This is a genomic window from Glycomyces sp. NPDC050141 (genome assembly GCF_055586545.1).
This window is the reverse complement of record NZ_JBVJHZ010000002.1, coordinates 55,957-71,395: the sequence shown is the minus strand read 5'-3', so window position 1 is coordinate 71,395 and position 15,439 is coordinate 55,957. Positions and strand designations below refer to the sequence as shown.

The following is a 15,439-nucleotide window of genomic DNA, read 5'->3' as shown; positions in this document are numbered from 1 at the left end:
GCCACATCGGCCCCACGGTCCATTCTGTGCACGGGCTTCACGGCGCAAAGTCACGAATACATCACGAATAAACTCCAGTTGGTGCCTCGGCCATGTCAATCCCCTCACGTCTGTGCAAGTGTTTGTCACAACATCGCCGAGGGCACCTGACGCCTTCCCCACCACCCCGTCCGTTTGGGCGAGTACCCGGACGCGAGGCATCGGCGCCTTCGCGAAGGCCCCTCGGCATCGACACCTGGAGGAGAACAACCATGGCTCTGACCCGTAGAGCTCTCGGCGGCCTGACCATCGGCGGCACGGCCGCCTTCACCCTCGCCGCCTGCGGTGGCAACGAAGGCAACGGCGGCTCCGGCGCCAAGGAGCTCGTCTGGGCGGTCTCGTCCGCGTGGGAGTCCTGGAACGAGAACACCGAGTCCGGCAACAACTCGTACGGACACCAGGCGATGTACCCGATGCGCTACGGCCTCGACGGCAGCGCCTCCGGCGACTTCGACGAGAACGGCCAGTACTACCTCAACGACGCCGTCTTCGCTGACGCACAGGTCATCAGCGACGCGCCGTTCCAGGTGGAGTACACCCTGCAGGAGAACGCGCAGTGGTCGGACGGCAAGCCGGTCCGCGTGGAGGACTTCATCTTCCAGTGGTACTCGACCTCCGGCAACGAGGCCCACGCCGACCAGACCGTCGCCCTCCCCGCCTCCATCTCGGTCGGCTCGAAGATCGAGAAGATCGAGTCCCCCGAGGCCGGCAAGATCGTCGTCACCTTCGTCGAGGGCCACCTCGACTTCGAGTGGATCTACTCCGCCACCGTCTACCTCCCCAGCCACGTCGCCGAGGCCGAGGGCTTCGCCACCTGGCAGGAAGACCCGGCCGTCATGGGCCAGGCCATCGACTGGTTCAACAAGAACCTCAGCGACGTCTGCACCGGCCCCTGGAAGCCCGTCGACTCCAAGATGGGCGAGTACATCGTCTACGAGATCAACGACAAGTACCAGGGCTCCGTCAAGCCGACCATCGAGAAGCTCACGATGAAGTTCGTCGAGGGCACCCCGGCGATCATCACCGAACTGCGCCAGGGCACCATCCACGGCTCGTGGCCGAGCGAGTTCAGCCAGGAAGAGCTCGACAAGGTCAAGGACGACGCGGCCATCGGCCAGGAAGTCTACGAAGGCTCGGTCTGGCTCCACATCGACACCAACGTCAACTCGGAGCCGCTGAAGGACGTGGCGCTGCGCCAGGCGATCTTCACCGCCATCAACGTGCCGGACGCGATCTCCCGCGTGTTCCCGAGCACCGAGGTCTCGCAGCGCTTCAACCAGTTCTTCGGCGTCAACAGCGAGTACTTCGTCGACTACATCACCCCGAGCAAGCAGGGCTCCGGCGACCTCGCCGCCGCGGCCGCGATCCTCGAGGCCGCGGGCTACAGCGGTGCGGCCGAAGGCCAGAAGCTGACCAAGGGCGGCACCGAGGTCCCGGCCCTCACCTTCCGCTACGGCGGCACCGACGCCACCCGCACCACCATCGCCGAACTGGCCCAGGCCCAGCTCGCGCTCATCGGCATCACCCTCGAACTCGTCGCCATCCCCGACGGCGAGCTCGGCCCGGTGCTCTCCGAGGGCCAGTTCGACCTGGTCATCTTCGGCTGGTCGGGCAACCCCGCCTTCGCGGCGAGCGTGCCCCAGCAGTTCGGCACCGACCAGAACTTCGGTTCGTACTCCTTCCCGGAGATCGACGCGGAGATCACCAAGATCTCGCAGACCCTGGAGATCGCCGAGGCCGCCGAGGCCGCGAACAAGGTCGTCGAGCTGGCCGTCGCCAACGCGCTGACCCTGCCGCTCTTCGACGAGCCGCAGAGCATCGTCTGGAACAAGAACGTCGTCGACGGCGTCATCGCCAACGGCAACACCCAGGGCGGCCCGCTCTTCAACGCGGCGGAGTGGAAGCTCAAGTAGGCAAGGGCTCACCGAGCTGAGCGGCGGGGCCCTCTGGGGCCTCGCCGCTCACCGCTTTCGGAGGCCGTGTTTCGGCCGCGTCGCCCGAGTGTGACCGGCCGTCGACCGCCCCTCGCGTACCCCTCTCCGCCCCGGCCGCACTGTCGCGGCCGACCCGCTTCCCCCAGGCGGCTGGCGGATTTCCCGGTCTTGGCGAAGCTTGCGAGCCATAGATTTGCGCTGGCAGACAGTGAATTTCCCACTTTCACTGCCATTCAGGGAATGAACATCACGGGAACATAACGAACGAAACTCATCTCGTGTTCGGTTGTCCGAAACCCGGGATTCCCGTGGAAGGCTGTACCTCGCGTCACCAGACCGCCGCCCGGCTCCGCTCCCACCAGCGGGCCCGGCCCCCGGCCCGGAGCCACCGACCCACCAAGGTGCCTCCCCGCCGACGGTCGGCGACGCAAACCTTCGAGAGGAACCATGAAGCGACACCACACCGCGGCCGTCGCCGCCCTCGCCTGCACCTCCCTGGTGCTCGCGGGCTGCGGAAAGGGCGACGACACCACCTCGTCCAGCCTTGAGGCCTGCCTCGACGACCCCGCCGGGTGCAACTCCGGCGAGCGCGCCGACGGCGGCGAGATCACCTGGGCCCTCGACGGCTCGTGGGGCACCTGGAACCAGAACACCTCTGAAGGCAACAACGCGTACGTCTCGATGGCGCTCGTCGGCGTCTGGCCCTACACCGGCCAGTTCGGCCCCGACGGCGAGTACATCGTCAACGAGGGCATCTTCGCCTCCGACCCGGAACTCGTCAAAGAGGACCCGGTGACCGTGGAGTACTCCCTCCAGAACGGCGCGAACTGGGGCGACGGCACCGACATCACCGTCGACGACTTCATCTACCACTGGTACGCGACCTCCGGCGACCAGGAGAAGTGCGAAGGCTGCGACCCCGCCAACATCACCCGCGGCTCCCAGGTCGAGTCCATCACCGGCGACGGCTCCGCGATCACCGTGACCTACAAGGACACCTACCACTCCGCGGAGTGGCAGTACGAGGAAGTGCTCTCCGAGCCCGCGCACGTGGCCACCGAGCAGGGCTTCGACTGGCAGAACGACCCGAAGGCCATGAAGGCCGCCGAGGACTACTTCTCCGAGACGATCCCCACCTGGTCCACCGGGCCGTTCGAGATCCAGGACGCCAAGGTCGGCGAGCACGTCATCTACGTGCCCAACGACGACTGGGCGGGCGAGACCGAGGTGACCCTCGACAAGGTCACCTTCAAGGTCATCGACGGCCTGGAGAACATCGTCACCGCCCTGCGCAACGAGGAGATCGACGGCGCCTCGCCGTTCTCGGTCACCGCCGAGACCATCACGCAGCTCCAAGGCGCCCAGGGCCTCGAGTACGCGGTCGCGGGCGGGCCCTCGTGGGAGCACATCGACCTGAACACGAAGAACGAGTTCCTCTCCGACCCCGTGCTGCGCCAGGCCGTGTTCACCGCCATCGACATCGAGAACGTCATCTCGCGCACCTACGCGTACGTGCAGTCCGACATCGAGCGCAAGGGCAACCACCTCTTCCGCAACGGCTCCGAGTACTACACGGACTTCCTCTCCTCCACCGGCCAGGGCACCGGCGACGTCGAGCTCGCCTACGCCATGCTCCAGGAGGCCGGGTACGAGCTCAAGGACGGCGTGCTCCGCACCCCCGACGACGAGCCCGTCAAGCTCGACTTCCGCTACTCCGAGTCCAAGGAGAACCGCCGGATCACCGGCGAGCTCGTCCAGGCGAACCTCGCCGACCTCGGCATCGAGGTCGAGCTGCGCTCCATTCCCGACGCCGACCTCGGCACGGTCCTCGGCAAGGGCGAGTTCGACATGATCAACTTCGGCTGGAGCTCCGACCCCGTGTTCGTCGCCGCCGCGTCCCAGTACTGGGAGACCGGCTCGGGTTCGAACTTCGGCGATCTCTCCGACTCCGACCTCGACGCAGCGATCGCCGACGTCAACGGCACCCTCGACATCGACGAGGCCGCCACCTTGGCGAACGTCGCCGTCGAGCGGGTCGTCCAGGACGCCTATTCCCTCCCTATCGTGGACACACCGGTCGCGGTGATGGTCTCCGATAGGTTGGTGAACGTCCGCGACAATTGGGCTTCGCAGCAGCGGGCCGCGTACAACTTGGCCGAATGGGGGGTCGCTGCTGAGTGAGGCCGAGGAAGTGCAGTGAATTCAGAACAGTGGAGAAGCCGCGCTTCGGCGCGGAAGGGCCGGTCGGCAGGCGAACCGGTCCACACCAGAGAAACCGTTAACGAGGCATTATGGTTGTATTCATAATCCGGCGCACCCTACTGATGATCCCGGTGCTGCTGGGAGCGACTATCTTGTGCTTTGTCCTGGTCGACGTCGTCAACGACCCCGTCCAGGACATGGTCTTCGAGATCCAGCAGTCCACCGGCGAGCCGGTGCCCCAGTCCACGGTCGACGCGCTCGAGTCGTCGCTGTACTACGACCGGTCCATCCCCGAGCGCTACTGGATCTGGCTCACCGGGCTCGGTGACACCAACGGCGACATCGGCCTCCTCAAGGGCGAATGGGGCCCCTCCATCGAGGGCTCCGCCATGGACATCGGCTACGAGATCTCCACGCGCTTCTGGATCACCCTCCGGCTGGTCCTGTTCGCGACCATCGCGTCCATCGGCATCGCCATTCTCGCCGGTGTCGTCAGCGCGGTCAAGCAGTATTCGCGCACCGACTACACGCTGACCTTCATCGGCTTCCTGTTCCTCGCCATGCCGGTCTTCTGGCTCGGCTCGCTGTTCAAGGAAGGCGCGGTGCAGCTGAACAAGATCCTCGGCTCCACGATCTTCCAGACCTACGGCTCCGGCTCCACCGGCTTCCAGGGCAACGGCTGGGAGGTCTTCATGGACTCCCTGCCCTACCTGATCGTGCCGACCCTGGTGCTCATGCTCGGCGGGTACGCCGCGATCTCGCGGTACCAGCGCGCCTCCATGCTCGAGGTCATGAACTCCGACTACGTGCGGCTCGCCCGCGCCAAGGGCGTGCGCAACCGCACCGTCATGCGCCGCCACGCCCTGCGCACCGCGCTCATCCCGGTCGCGACCTTCGCACCCCTCGCCCTCTCCGGGGCGATGGGCGGCGCCATGGTCACCGAGTCGATCTTCGGCTGGCGCGGCCTGGGCGTCTACTCCCTGGACGCCATCCGGGCGGGCGACACCTTCGTCGTCATGGCCTACGTGCTCATCTCAGGCCTCGTCGTCCTCATCGGCGTCCTGATCTCCGACATCCTGTACGGCGTGCTCGACCCGAGGATCCGCTATGAGTAACACCGCTTCGCCCCGCCTCGACGCCGAGGCCATCACCAGCAAGGAACGCGGCCAGTGGGAGATGGTGGCCCGCCGCTTCTTCCGCCACCGCGCCGCCGTGATCAGCCTCGTGATCTTCCTGGTCGTCGTGCTGTTCGCCTACCTCGGCCCCTTCCTGTGGAAGTGGGACTACAAGATCCACTCGGAGATCCCCTCGTGGGCCGCCCCGAGCCTGGAGCACCCGTTCGGCACCGACAAGGCCGGGCGCGACATGCTCGGCGCGATGATGCAGGCGACCAAGCAGTCCCTGAACGTCTCGCTCGTCGTCGCCATCGGGTCCACGGTCATCGGCGCGCTCTACGGCGCCGTCGCCGGGTTCTACCGCGGCTGGGTCGACTCGCTCATGATGCGCTTCCTCGACATCATGTTCGTGATCCCGTTCCTGGTCATCACCGGCGCCATCGCGGGCGCGATCGACTCCAGCGTCCGCTGGTACCACATGGCGTTCATCCTCGCGATCTTCGGCTGGACCTCGATCGCGCGCGCCGTGCGCGCCGAAGTGCTATCCCTGAGGGAGAAGGAGTTCATCGAAGCCGCGCGCTCCGCGGGCGGCTCGGACTGGCACATCATCGTGAAGCACCTGATCCCGAACACGATGAGCGTCATCATCGTCTCGGTGACGCTGCAGATCGCGTTCGCCATCCTGTCGGAGACGACCCTGTCCTTCCTCGGTCTGGGCATCCAGAGCCCCGACACGTCCCTGGGCCTCCTCATCGAGGCGGCGGGCGCGTCGGCGTTCAACGAGCACTGGTACCTGTTCTACATCCCGGGTCTCATGATCATCCTCATCGCGCTCACCATCAACTTCATCGGTGACGGCCTGCGCGACGCGATGGACCCGCGGCAGACGATGGTGAGGCGATAGCGTTGTCCAACATCTCAGTGAGCACCAACGGTGCCAAGCGCACCAGCGGCACCAAGGGCGACTCCGTCCTCGAAGTGAAGGACCTCAACGTGTCCTTCCCGACCGAGGACGGGCTCGTGCACGCCGTGCGCGGCGTCTCCTACGAACTGCGCCGCGGCCAGAGCCTCGGCATCGTGGGCGAGTCCGGCTCCGGCAAGTCGGTGACCTCCATGGCGATCATGGGCCTCCTGCCCAAGACCGCCCAGATCACCGGCTCCGCCAAGCTCGAGGGCGAAGAGCTCCTCGGCCTCGGCGACGCCGAGCTCTCCCGCGTCCGCGGCAAGAAGATCTCCATGATCTTCCAGGACCCGCTGACCAGCCTCAACCCGGTCTACACGGTCGGCTTCCAGCTGGCCGAGGCCATCCGCGTCCACTACACGGACATCTCCAAGTCCGAGGCCCGCAAGCGCTGCATCGACCTGCTCGACTCGGTCGGCATCCCGAACCCGCAGCAGCGGGTCGACGCCTACCCGCACGAGCTCTCCGGCGGTATGCGCCAGCGCGTGGTCATCGCCATCGCCATGGCCAACAACCCGGACGTCATCATCGCCGACGAGCCCACCACGGCCCTCGACGTGACCGTCCAGGCCCAGGTCCTCGAAGCCCTGGAGAAGGCCCGCGAAGAGGTCAACGCCGCGCTGATCCTGATCACGCACGACCTCGGCGTCATCGCCGGCCACACCGACGACGTCCTCGTCATGTACGCGGGCAAGCCGGTCGAGCAGGGCACCGTCGACGAGATCTTCTACGAGCCGCGCATGCCCTACACGCTGGGCCTGATCGGTTCGCTGCCGCGCATGGACGAGTCGCGGGGCCACCGCCTCACGCCCGTCCACGGCACGCCGCCGTCGATGCTCAACCTGCCGCCGGGCTGCCCGTTCCGCCCGCGCTGCCCCATGCACCAGGACATCTGCTCCGAAGTCGAGCCGGACCTGCTGCCGATCGGCCCCACCGGCCACGTCTCGGCCTGCCACTTCTCGGACCAGCTCGAGGGCAAGGCCCCCGACGACGTGTTCGCGCCCGTGGCCACCGACCTGTCGGTCGAAGCGGAAGTCGAGGCCGCCGAGGCCGAGGCCGCCGCGCTCCACGAGCACGAGGAGGACAAGTGAACGCCATGCTCGACACTCCGCAGACCGCGGCGAGCCCGGTCATCGCCGGGAAGAACCTGGTCAAAGAGTTCCCCGTGCGCTCCAAGGGCATCCTGCGGCGCAAGGTCGGGGCGGTCCACGCCGTCTCGGGGGTGACCCTGGAGATCGGCCAGACCGAGACCCTGGCGCTCGTCGGCGAGTCCGGCTGCGGCAAGTCCACTACGGCGCGCTTGATGATGAACCTCATCGAGCCGACCTCGGGCGAGATCCTCTACGAGGGCCGCGACCTGACGAAGCTCTCGCGCAACCAGATGCGGCCCATCCGCCGGGACCTCCAGCTGGTGTTCCAGGACCCGATGGCCTCGCTGGACCCGCGCATGACGGTCTTCGAGATCATCGCCGAGCCGCTGCGCGTGCACAACCTGTTCAGGAACGGCGGCCGCGACCGGGTCAACAGCCTGATCGAGATCGTCGGCCTGAACCCGGAGCACCGCAACCGGTACCCGCACGAGTTCTCGGGCGGGCAGCGCCAGCGCATCGGCATCGCCCGCGCGCTGGCCCTGCAGCCGCGCGTGCTCATGCTCGACGAGCCGGTGTCGGCCCTCGACGTGTCGATCCAGGCCGGCGTCATCAACCTGCTGGAGGACCTGCAGGACGAGCTGGGGCTGTCGTACCTGTTCGTCTCGCACGACCTCTCGGTGGTGCGGCACATCGCGGACAAGGTCGCGGTCATGTACCTCGGCAAGATCGTCGAGGAGGGCACGACCGACCAGCTCTTCGCCGGTCCGGCCCACCCGTACACGCAGGCCCTCATGTCGGCGATCCCGCTCCCGGACCCGCGCAAGGAGCGGACCCGCGAGCGCATCGTCCTCCAGGGCGACGTGCCGAGCCCGTCCAACCCGCCCTCGGGCTGCCGCTTCCGCACCCGCTGCCCGCTGTTCAAGCAGCTGGGGGAGTCGCAGCAGGCCAAGTGCATCGACGTCGAGCCGCTCCTGCGCTCCGACCACGCGGGCCAGACCCGCGCGGCGTGCCACTACGCGGAGCCGAAGCAGCTCGTCTAGCGAATGCTGTGCGGGGCCGCTCCACCTTCCCGGTGGGGCGGCCCCGTCTCTTTCCCCGCTATCGATGCACCGGTCGGCGCTCCCTGATGCGAGACTGCCGACATGACTGCCGCCAAAGCCACCGTCTCCGCCCTGCTCGCCGAACTCGGCGACCGCTGGGAGACCCGCGAGAAGATCGCCGCCGCCCGCGACCGCCTCACCGCGGACCTCCCCGGCTGGAAGCAGCCCGCCGCGTACGGGCTCGGCATCTACGACACCTCCGGCGAACTCGTCTTCGGCCGCAAGAACGCGGGGGAGCACCCGCTCCCGGCCCTGGTGATGGCCACGGTCCTCGGCCACGAGGGCGGCTCGGACTCCTACGACATCGACGTCCCCGTCCTGCAGCAGGCCATCCGCCTCCTCGAACCGGCCGGGGCCTGCCGCGACTACGACCACCCGAACCTCGCGGACTGGAAGCGGGTCCTGCAGCTGCTCAAGGGGAACCGGCAGGCCGAGGCGAAGATGGTGTTCGTCGCCGACTTCGACGACTGGCGCGACAACGACGACGTCGACGACCTGTGCGAGGCCGTCTACTACGCCGCCAAGAACACGAAACCGGGCCGCGGCTGAGAGTCCCGCGGCCCGGCCCTAGCGACCCAGTCAGTCGACGTAGTAGCTCTGGAGGCAGCCGACGTGCGCGAAGCCCCAGGTGTCGTTCCAATCCACCACGATCCACACCTTCGACCAGGAACCGCAGGTCGTGTGCTTCCCGCCGTCGGTGAACGGCGCACACCACGACCCGTTGACCCAGGTCCCGGCCGGGATCTTCGAGCCGATCTGCGCGGCGCTGGCGTTCGGGTACTCGCGGACCACGGTCGCGGTGCTGAAGGAGGCGCTGCAGTACACGCTCTCGGAGTCGGAGGCGACCTGCGTCAGCGGCGCTTCGGACGCGACCGGCTCCTCCGCTGAGACGGGAGCGGCCCAGACCGCGCCGATGGCGATTGCAGCGGCCGCACTGGCCAGGATTCGTCGCATTTGACCACCTCACTGTGAGACGACGATGACGACTCATGCTCGCAGCGCAAACCCCTCACAGCGGCCCGAATGGGCGCTGTCGGGTTTGTCGGAAAGGCGATAGGGGCAGGGTTCGCCATTCGGTCTCCCCCTGGTTGTTCGGGGGTCCTGGTTCAAGCAGTCAGCGACAACAAGGTGGACGAGGGCCCCGCCCGGACTCCGGCCCCCGGGTCCGATTGGGCCCTGGCCAAACCTGGCAGCGACAACGAGGCAGCGCAGGAGCCGAGGCCGGACTCCGGCCTCCCCGCCCAATCGCCCGCAGTGGACAAACCATGACCAGCGGGAACGCCCGGCTGTCGGACCCGTGTGGGACCGTGGTCTTTTTCGGTTGGGCGAAGGCGGATGCGGGTGGGAAGGGGCACGCCCTACGCCCGATGCGCCCCCGGCGAGGGCACCGCCAAGGAGGGCGGAGCCGAGGCGGGCGGGCGGGGCCGCGCTGGTGGTCCCTTTCCGGCCCCTTCCCAGCCCTGGACATGCTGAGGGGCCCGGTCCCCCTTGGGGAACGGGCTGCGCTGGCCTTCACCGCGCTCCCCCTCAGCAGTCGCCCGCTGAGGGCAGGATAAGAACGGCGGGTCGCCCGGATCTTCCCGGAGGACCGGTACGAGAGCAGGCTCCGCCGAGGCCGGTGCCTCGATCACCTTGCAGGCCTTCACCTCTGCAGCATGAGCCTCCCGGAACTTCTCTCGGGTCCGAGTGATGCTCGCTTCCATGGTCTTCTGGGCGAACCAGCTCGCATAGTCGTCGAGCTGTCGCTTCAGACTCGGGGAGAACTCCTCGCTGGCCTGCCCGCTCGGCAGATCAGGATCGGCATCCCATTCGGCATCCGTCGCGCCGGTTCGGATGTGCCTGATCGAGGCCTTGCCCGGGCCGGTCTTCGTAATGCTCCAGGTGTCCAGGTGAATCCTGGAGTGGTGGAACCTGCACAGGAGGATCAGGTTCTCAGCAGTAGTCAAACCGCCGTCCGCCCAATGCACCACGTGGTGCGCCTCGGTCCAGGAGATCGGGGCCCGGCACCCCTGCCAGGCGCACCCGTAGTTGACAGTTTCACAAGTTTCACGCGTGACAAATGTTGCGCGTGTGATCATGAAACTCAGTCATCAGGGGAAGCAATGGCAAAAACACGAACCCAAGACCGCGCCCAGCTCAGCCGGTCCGGCCTCCGCATCGTCGGAGTGGTCCGCCTGTCGCAGGTCACCGACGTGACCACCTCGCCCGAACGCCAGAAGGAAGCCATCGAACGCTGGGCGCTCGATGCCGGCCACACTATCGTCGGCTGGGCCGTCGACCTCGACGTGTCCGGTTCCACCGACCCGTTCGAACGCGATGAGCTCGGGCCGTGGCTGCGCGAGCGGACCGGGGAGTTCGACGGGCTGTGCGCGGCGAAGATCGACCGGTGGGCGCGCTCGATCGTCCATTTCTCGAAGCTCCTGGCCTGGTGCGACGAGCACAAGAAGCTCGCCGCCACCGCCGACAAGCAGCTCAACACCGCCGAACCGTCGGGGAAGCTCATCGCCTATGTGGCGGCGATCTTCGCGGAGATGGAACTCGACGCGATCTCCGAGCGTGTCACCTCCACGCGCGCGAAGCTGCGCCAGCGGGGCCAATGGGCCGGAGGCGTGGTGCCCTTCGGGTACAAGACGACCCACGATTCCCAGGGTCGCGCGATGGGCCTCGCCCCAGACCCGAAGACCGCACCGTGGGCGCAGGGCATGGCCGCCAAACGTCTCGAAGGCTGGTCATTCCAGAAGATCGCCGACTGGTTGAACGAGAACGGGATCACCGGGCTCAAAGGCGCGGCGTGGCTGGGGACGAGTGTTGCCAAGTTCCTCGGCGCCCGCCATTTGATCGGCCAGGCCGTCCACCAGGGCAAGACCGTGACCGACGCGTCCGGAGAGCCGATTCAGTTCGCCGAGCCGCTGATCTCGCACGCCGACTTCGAGGCGCTCCGGGCCAGGTCGGTGGTCCACAACGACCGCACCGGGAAAAGCTACACCCAGCGTCCGAAGACCCAGCTGTACCTGCTCAAGGACTTCCTGCTGTGCGGTGCGTGCGGGAACAAGATGTACCGGTTCGCCAGCGCGCAGAACGGCATCATGTACGTCCGGTACGGGTGCAAGGGAACCATCAACCACTGCCCCCATCCCGCCTCGGTCCGACTCGACCCGATCGACGAAGCAATCACTGAACGGTTCCTCGACGACATCGGCGACCAAGAGGTCTACGAACGCAAGTTCATCCCCGCCACCGGGACCGCCGCGAAACTCGAACGCCTCGCCCAAACCATCCGCGACCTCCGCGACGACCGCGACGCCGGCCTGTGGGAAGGCGAGGACGACGAATACCGCCAGCGCATGAAGGCCCTCATCGACAAACGCGGCCAACTCGAAGCCGAGCCGGCCGACGCCGCCCGCTGGGAGCAGGTCCCGACCGGACGCACCTACGCCCAGGCATGGGAAGCCGCCGACGTCGCCGAACGCCGCGACCTCCTCGCCGTCGCCGGACTCAAAGCCGTGGCCTGCCGCTGGGCAGTTGATGCCCCCGACTGGTACGACCCCAAGCGCGACACGAAACTCGTCTTCCGCGGCTGCCGCGTCTACGCGACCTGGGAACCACAGAGAGTGTTATCAAGAGCCGCCCTGCATCGGATCCGGCAGCATAATTGCCGGATCCGATGACAGAACAGTCAGCACCTACCAATCCTGCTCGAAGGTGATCTCGTAGTCGCCCTCCGGTTTGCCATCGCTGACGATGAGCATGTCGCTGAGGAAGCAGGTCACGGAGCCTCGGGCGTCACGTCCGATCCAGGTGGGGTAGGCGCCATCGCCGTAGTAGCAGTTGTATGCGAACAGGTCAAGGCTCGTGCCGGGAAGGGTGAAGTGCGGCGTGTCGTAGAGGCCGACGCTCCACTCGGTGAAGTCATCGCCGACGTGGTCGATAAGGGGCTGCTGCGTGGCGTCGTCCATGAAACTTCCGAAGCCGCTGTCGACGCCGAAACCATAGAATTGCCCATCATCGAGGAATCTGATGTCCTGGCCAGGTTGGAGCGCCAGTTCCCATGAGACCGTCGGTTCACCGGAGATCTCCAACAGATAACCGGCGGCCGGCCGGTACTCCTCGCCATCGAGTATCCGCATGATCTGTAGCTCGATCACCCGGTACGTCCCAGGCGAGACAGCGACGGTGAATGCTTTATCCACACGGATCCAGTTCGGATCGCAAGCGACCACGTTCCCGGTCGGAAGGTTCAACGTCGTGACCGGAACATGATCGACGACCATCGGTTGCTGCGAGTCTGTGTGAACCACTGTGGATCCCTGCGTCATGAGCGCATCGAGATACGGGCTGCTATACGGCGCTGGCGGATCCCAGGGACGGCTGTCTTCAGAGCTGAACGGAAGGGGTTCGGTCACGGTTGTTGCAGCGAACGCCGGAAGCTCTTCGTCTCCGAGAATCGCTCCCCAGTCCTCGAAGGAGACCGCCGGGTGGACGAACTGCTCGAACGGTTCATTCTTCGATGTGTGGCCGCTTCCACCGTTGCGGCGTCGGTGATAGATGCTGGTTCGACCGTCGAGCCCGCGCTTGAAGGTCTGACGCGGCACCTTCGGGCTACCGTCGCGTTCGCCGCTTTCATACTGCCACTCCGTGAGTTTTCGCTCGAAGAGCTTCCCGTCCTCGAGGCGAAGGAATACCGCGCGAGAGGCCCTGCGTGCCTCGTCGTCGAATGTCCAACGCGCGAGGTAGCTCTGTCGCCAGGCAATGTCGAGGACGAACTTGGGACGACCGTCTTCCGCGATGAGTACCGAGTAGGGGAGGCCGCCCTCATCGCGCTGGCGTGCTTCTTCTTGAGAGAGGCTGCCTACCGGTCTGCCAACGGGTCCGTTCCAGCCCTCGCAGTAGCTCGCAGTCCATGTGTGCTTCATGTGCAGGATGTTAAGCCAGGGGTCCGACAGTTCCTCGCTTGAGGATTGTTACTCCTGAGACTCTTGTGGAATACTGGCCGAGAGGCGTCCCATAGCCGTCGGCCGAGAGGCCGCTCCCCTCGGCGAAAGCAGTGAAACCCTATGCATGACAACGACTCTTACAGCGACCGAGTGGCGTTCGATGCGATAGTGCGCCACCAACTCGACGACTTCGAGCTCGGCTTCCCTGATGACCGCAGGATCGAAGTGGGTTCCGAACATGCCCGGTTCATCGAAGAGGCCGTAACCGGACTTGAGCAACAGAATCCTTGCAGTGGTTTCGAGCCGCTCAAGAACAAGCTGCTCAGGAAGATCTGGATCCGCGACCGAGACGCCTGACCGGTGACTCGGAGTTCAGAGGAAGCGACAGCCGCCGAGCAGTGGCTCGCCGGCATTGGCATCCTGCCAGTCGACCGGAGTTCGTGGAGCGATCCAGAGGAGCCAGGAGCGACGCTAAGCTCAGTCGATCTGGCGCACGGCTGGATCGAGCGGATGTTCGAGGACGACGGTCTGACGGCTCGTGAGCGGATCCGGCTCGGCTACGGCTTCGTCGACCTGCTCGACGACTACTGGGCGGCGGTGCAACTTCGTTGGTTCATTGGGCGACAGACCGATGCCGAGCTGACCGCGTGGTTCTGGGAGGAGTACCGGTCACGTCTCGCAGAGACGGAAGCCTTGCACGCGCTGCAGTACTGCATGTCGGTCGATTGGCTGGAGGACCGCAAGACTGCGGCACCGGCATTCGAGGCTCTATTGGCCGATGATCTCGAGTCTCTGAAGCACCTAGGCGATGAATCTCGCAAGGCGGTGCTTCGGCGGGTCTCACGGATCTTCAGGGCCGCTGGCGACGTACCTTGGTGCGTTGCCGTTCATGCTTATCGTGAAGCGATCCTTTATCCGGAGCTGCATCTCTCGATTTTCGGCGGCCTCCGCGGCGCGTTCTCCGGCTTTTACGCCGATCTCGACCCGGCCGAGGCCCACGCGCTCCTCCTCAAGCTGGACCTACCTTCCGATACGGAGTACCTGGAGGAGCTCTCTGCGAACCTCGCGGCCGGATACTGCCACCGCAGTTGCGTCCCTGAAAAACCCGCTGACTTCGAGAAATAGGGACGCTCAGCCTCGTCTACGCGGCACGGAGTCCGCGCTGATTCTGAACGACCACCTGTGCTGAGGCATCCACGTATGCCTTGAGTGCGAGTCGGGGATCGGTGGCTGACTGGGCAATAACGCCTTCGGCCGCCGCCCCGGTCACCAGGTCCGATCCCTGTCTTGCCAAGCGCGCGAGGCACTTTGTGACGGTCACGTTGAGCTTGCCGCCCTCGCATTCCGCGAGGACCGGTACCCTACCCAATCCTTCCGGCATGCCCTCGGGGAGCTCTCGCTGCCACCTGGCGGTGTCAAACAGTGCGAAGCGACGCTCGGTCAGTCCGTAGCCGCATCCGATGCCCTCGCCGTACCACTCGCCATGATGTGCACCTGGCCCGAGCATGGCGAGTTCGGCGGCGTGGAAGGCGACCCATGCGGCGAACCCGAAGTTGTCCCTCCCCGCCCCCGTCGCCGCTTCGATCACGGGAACGAGCCAGTGGGTCCGGCTGGCCGCCCGTACCGTCACACGTTCGCCAGCAGGCCCGGCTGCGAGACTGACACCAGGATGTTCGATGTCGCCGACTCCGGCCGGCGTGATCACGATGGTTGCGTGGGTGCCATCGATCTTCTCGGTGACCGTCCACCGCTCGCTCAGGCGGACGGTCTTCGGCCACGTGGGCACGGAGTAGCGGTCAGCTGGTTCAGTAGTGAATTTGGGCAAAGCGTGCGTCGCCGCGTCGTCCTCAGGACCAAGGTCAGCCGAGCGTAACTCGATGTTCGGTCACGAGTCAAGTTCGCAAAGTGATGACGCCTGTGGGATGTGTGCTGGGTGGATGACGGGTCGGTGGTCATTGGCGAGCGCGAGGGTGAAGCCGACGACGAACGGGGATCGACGGGATTGGGTGGCGAGTATGTTCGCCGGAAACGCCGTTAAAGATGTTCTGGAGTACAGAAAACTA

The 15,439-nt window shown here is 66.1% G+C and carries 14 protein-coding genes; 10 read left to right on the top strand and 4 right to left on the bottom strand.

All coding sequences use genetic code 11. From position 1 onward, the window contains the following. Window positions 1–251 precede the first annotated feature (251 nt). The 7 genes from ACZ60M_RS01595 (at window position 252) to ACZ60M_RS01565 (ending at window position 8,991) form a co-directional block, all read left to right on the top strand. On the top strand, window positions 252–1,952 hold the full coding sequence (locus ACZ60M_RS01595; protein ID WP_465413606.1) for an ABC transporter substrate-binding protein: 1,701 nt from the start codon (window positions 252–254) through the stop codon (window positions 1,950–1,952). Between the two features lie 468 nt (window positions 1,953–2,420). Further along, window positions 2,421–4,154, top strand: coding sequence for an ABC transporter family substrate-binding protein (locus ACZ60M_RS01590; protein ID WP_465413605.1), 1,734 nt, complete (start codon window positions 2,421–2,423; stop codon window positions 4,152–4,154). A 110-nt stretch (window positions 4,155–4,264) separates the two neighbouring features. Beyond that, window positions 4,265–5,290 carry an ABC transporter permease gene (locus tag ACZ60M_RS01585; RefSeq protein WP_465413603.1) on the top strand — a complete coding sequence of 342 codons (1,026 nt, stop codon included), beginning with the start codon at window positions 4,265–4,267 and terminating at the stop codon, window positions 5,288–5,290. After that, complete coding sequence (locus ACZ60M_RS01580; RefSeq protein ID WP_465413601.1) at window positions 5,283–6,194, top strand: ABC transporter permease; 912 nt, start codon at window positions 5,283–5,285, stop codon at window positions 6,192–6,194. Before ACZ60M_RS01585 ends, ACZ60M_RS01580 begins: the two co-directional genes overlap by 8 nt. A 17-nt stretch (window positions 6,195–6,211) precedes the next feature. Then, complete coding sequence (locus tag ACZ60M_RS01575; protein WP_465413599.1) at window positions 6,212–7,342, top strand: ABC transporter ATP-binding protein; 1,131 nt, start codon at window positions 6,212–6,214, stop codon at window positions 7,340–7,342. 5 nt (window positions 7,343–7,347) lie between these two features. Further along, entirely contained in the window at window positions 7,348–8,382 is a 1,035-nt protein-coding gene (locus tag ACZ60M_RS01570; protein ID WP_465413852.1) for an ABC transporter ATP-binding protein, read from the top strand. Window positions 8,383–8,484: 102 nt separating this feature from the next. Next, window positions 8,485–8,991 carry a hypothetical protein gene (locus ACZ60M_RS01565; RefSeq protein ID WP_465413597.1) on the top strand — a complete coding sequence of 169 codons (507 nt, stop codon included), beginning with the start codon at window positions 8,485–8,487 and terminating at the stop codon, window positions 8,989–8,991. Between the two features lie 30 nt (window positions 8,992–9,021). Here ACZ60M_RS01565 and ACZ60M_RS01560 read toward each other — a convergent pair whose 3' ends face one another. Together ACZ60M_RS01560 and ACZ60M_RS01555 are read right to left on the bottom strand one after the other, a co-directional pair. Then, the gene (locus tag ACZ60M_RS01560; protein WP_465413595.1) at window positions 9,022–9,396 is read right to left on the bottom strand and encodes a hypothetical protein; all 375 of its coding nucleotides are present in this window, start codon (window positions 9,394–9,396) and stop codon (window positions 9,022–9,024) included. 404 nt (window positions 9,397–9,800) lie between these two features. Continuing rightward, a complete protein-coding gene (locus tag ACZ60M_RS01555) occupies window positions 9,801–10,520 on the bottom strand; it encodes an HNH endonuclease signature motif containing protein (RefSeq protein WP_465413593.1) in 720 nt (239 codons plus the stop codon). Window positions 10,521–10,544: 24 nt separating this feature from the next. On the opposite strand from ACZ60M_RS01555, the gene ACZ60M_RS01550 reads away from it, so the two are divergent. Further along, on the top strand, window positions 10,545–12,110 hold the full coding sequence (locus ACZ60M_RS01550) for a recombinase family protein (protein ID WP_465413591.1): 1,566 nt from the start codon (window positions 10,545–10,547) through the stop codon (window positions 12,108–12,110). A 15-nt stretch (window positions 12,111–12,125) separates the two neighbouring features. Here ACZ60M_RS01550 and ACZ60M_RS01545 read toward each other — a convergent pair whose 3' ends face one another. Beyond that, entirely contained in the window at window positions 12,126–13,355 is a 1,230-nt protein-coding gene (locus tag ACZ60M_RS01545; protein WP_465413590.1) for a DUF4241 domain-containing protein, read from the bottom strand. A 141-nt stretch (window positions 13,356–13,496) separates the two neighbouring features. Between ACZ60M_RS01545 and ACZ60M_RS01540 the strand changes: the two genes are divergently transcribed. Further along, window positions 13,497–13,733 carry a hypothetical protein gene (locus ACZ60M_RS01540; protein WP_465413588.1) on the top strand — a complete coding sequence of 79 codons (237 nt, stop codon included), beginning with the start codon at window positions 13,497–13,499 and terminating at the stop codon, window positions 13,731–13,733. Window positions 13,734–13,886: 153 nt separating this feature from the next. Then, a complete protein-coding gene (locus tag ACZ60M_RS01535; RefSeq protein ID WP_465413586.1) occupies window positions 13,887–14,501 on the top strand; it encodes a hypothetical protein in 615 nt (204 codons plus the stop codon). A 16-nt stretch (window positions 14,502–14,517) separates the two neighbouring features. On the opposite strand, the gene ACZ60M_RS01530 is transcribed toward ACZ60M_RS01535, so the two are convergent. Then, window positions 14,518–15,162, bottom strand: a complete 645-nt coding sequence (locus ACZ60M_RS01530; RefSeq protein ID WP_465413584.1) for an RNA ligase family protein — start codon at window positions 15,160–15,162, stop codon at window positions 14,518–14,520. Between the last annotated feature and the right edge of the window lie 277 nt (window positions 15,163–15,439).

What these genes read in the sequence shown, in the direction of transcription:
- ACZ60M_RS01595 (WP_465413606.1), top strand. Translation starts at nt 252, where the DNA reads ATGGCTCTGACCCGTAGAGCTCTCGGCGGCCTGACCATCGGCGGCACG.
- ACZ60M_RS01590 (WP_465413605.1), top strand. Translation starts at nt 2,421, where the DNA reads ATGAAGCGACACCACACCGCGGCCGTCGCCGCCCTCGCCTGCACCTCC.
- ACZ60M_RS01585 (WP_465413603.1), top strand. Translation starts at nt 4,265, where the DNA reads ATGGTTGTATTCATAATCCGGCGCACCCTACTGATGATCCCGGTGCTG.
- ACZ60M_RS01580 (WP_465413601.1), top strand. Translation starts at nt 5,283, where the DNA reads ATGAGTAACACCGCTTCGCCCCGCCTCGACGCCGAGGCCATCACCAGC.
- ACZ60M_RS01570 (WP_465413852.1), top strand. Translation starts at nt 7,348, where the DNA reads ATGCTCGACACTCCGCAGACCGCGGCGAGCCCGGTCATCGCCGGGAAG.
- ACZ60M_RS01565 (WP_465413597.1), top strand. Translation starts at nt 8,485, where the DNA reads ATGACTGCCGCCAAAGCCACCGTCTCCGCCCTGCTCGCCGAACTCGGC.
- ACZ60M_RS01560 (WP_465413595.1), bottom strand. Translation starts at nt 9,396, where the DNA reads ATGCGACGAATCCTGGCCAGTGCGGCCGCTGCAATCGCCATCGGCGCG.
- ACZ60M_RS01555 (WP_465413593.1), bottom strand. Translation starts at nt 10,520, where the DNA reads ATGATCACACGCGCAACATTTGTCACGCGTGAAACTTGTGAAACTGTC.
- ACZ60M_RS01550 (WP_465413591.1), top strand. Translation starts at nt 10,545, where the DNA reads ATGGCAAAAACACGAACCCAAGACCGCGCCCAGCTCAGCCGGTCCGGC.
- ACZ60M_RS01545 (WP_465413590.1), bottom strand. Translation starts at nt 13,355, where the DNA reads ATGAAGCACACATGGACTGCGAGCTACTGCGAGGGCTGGAACGGACCC.
- ACZ60M_RS01540 (WP_465413588.1), top strand. Translation starts at nt 13,497, where the DNA reads ATGCATGACAACGACTCTTACAGCGACCGAGTGGCGTTCGATGCGATA.
- ACZ60M_RS01535 (WP_465413586.1), top strand. Translation starts at nt 13,887, where the DNA reads ATGTTCGAGGACGACGGTCTGACGGCTCGTGAGCGGATCCGGCTCGGC.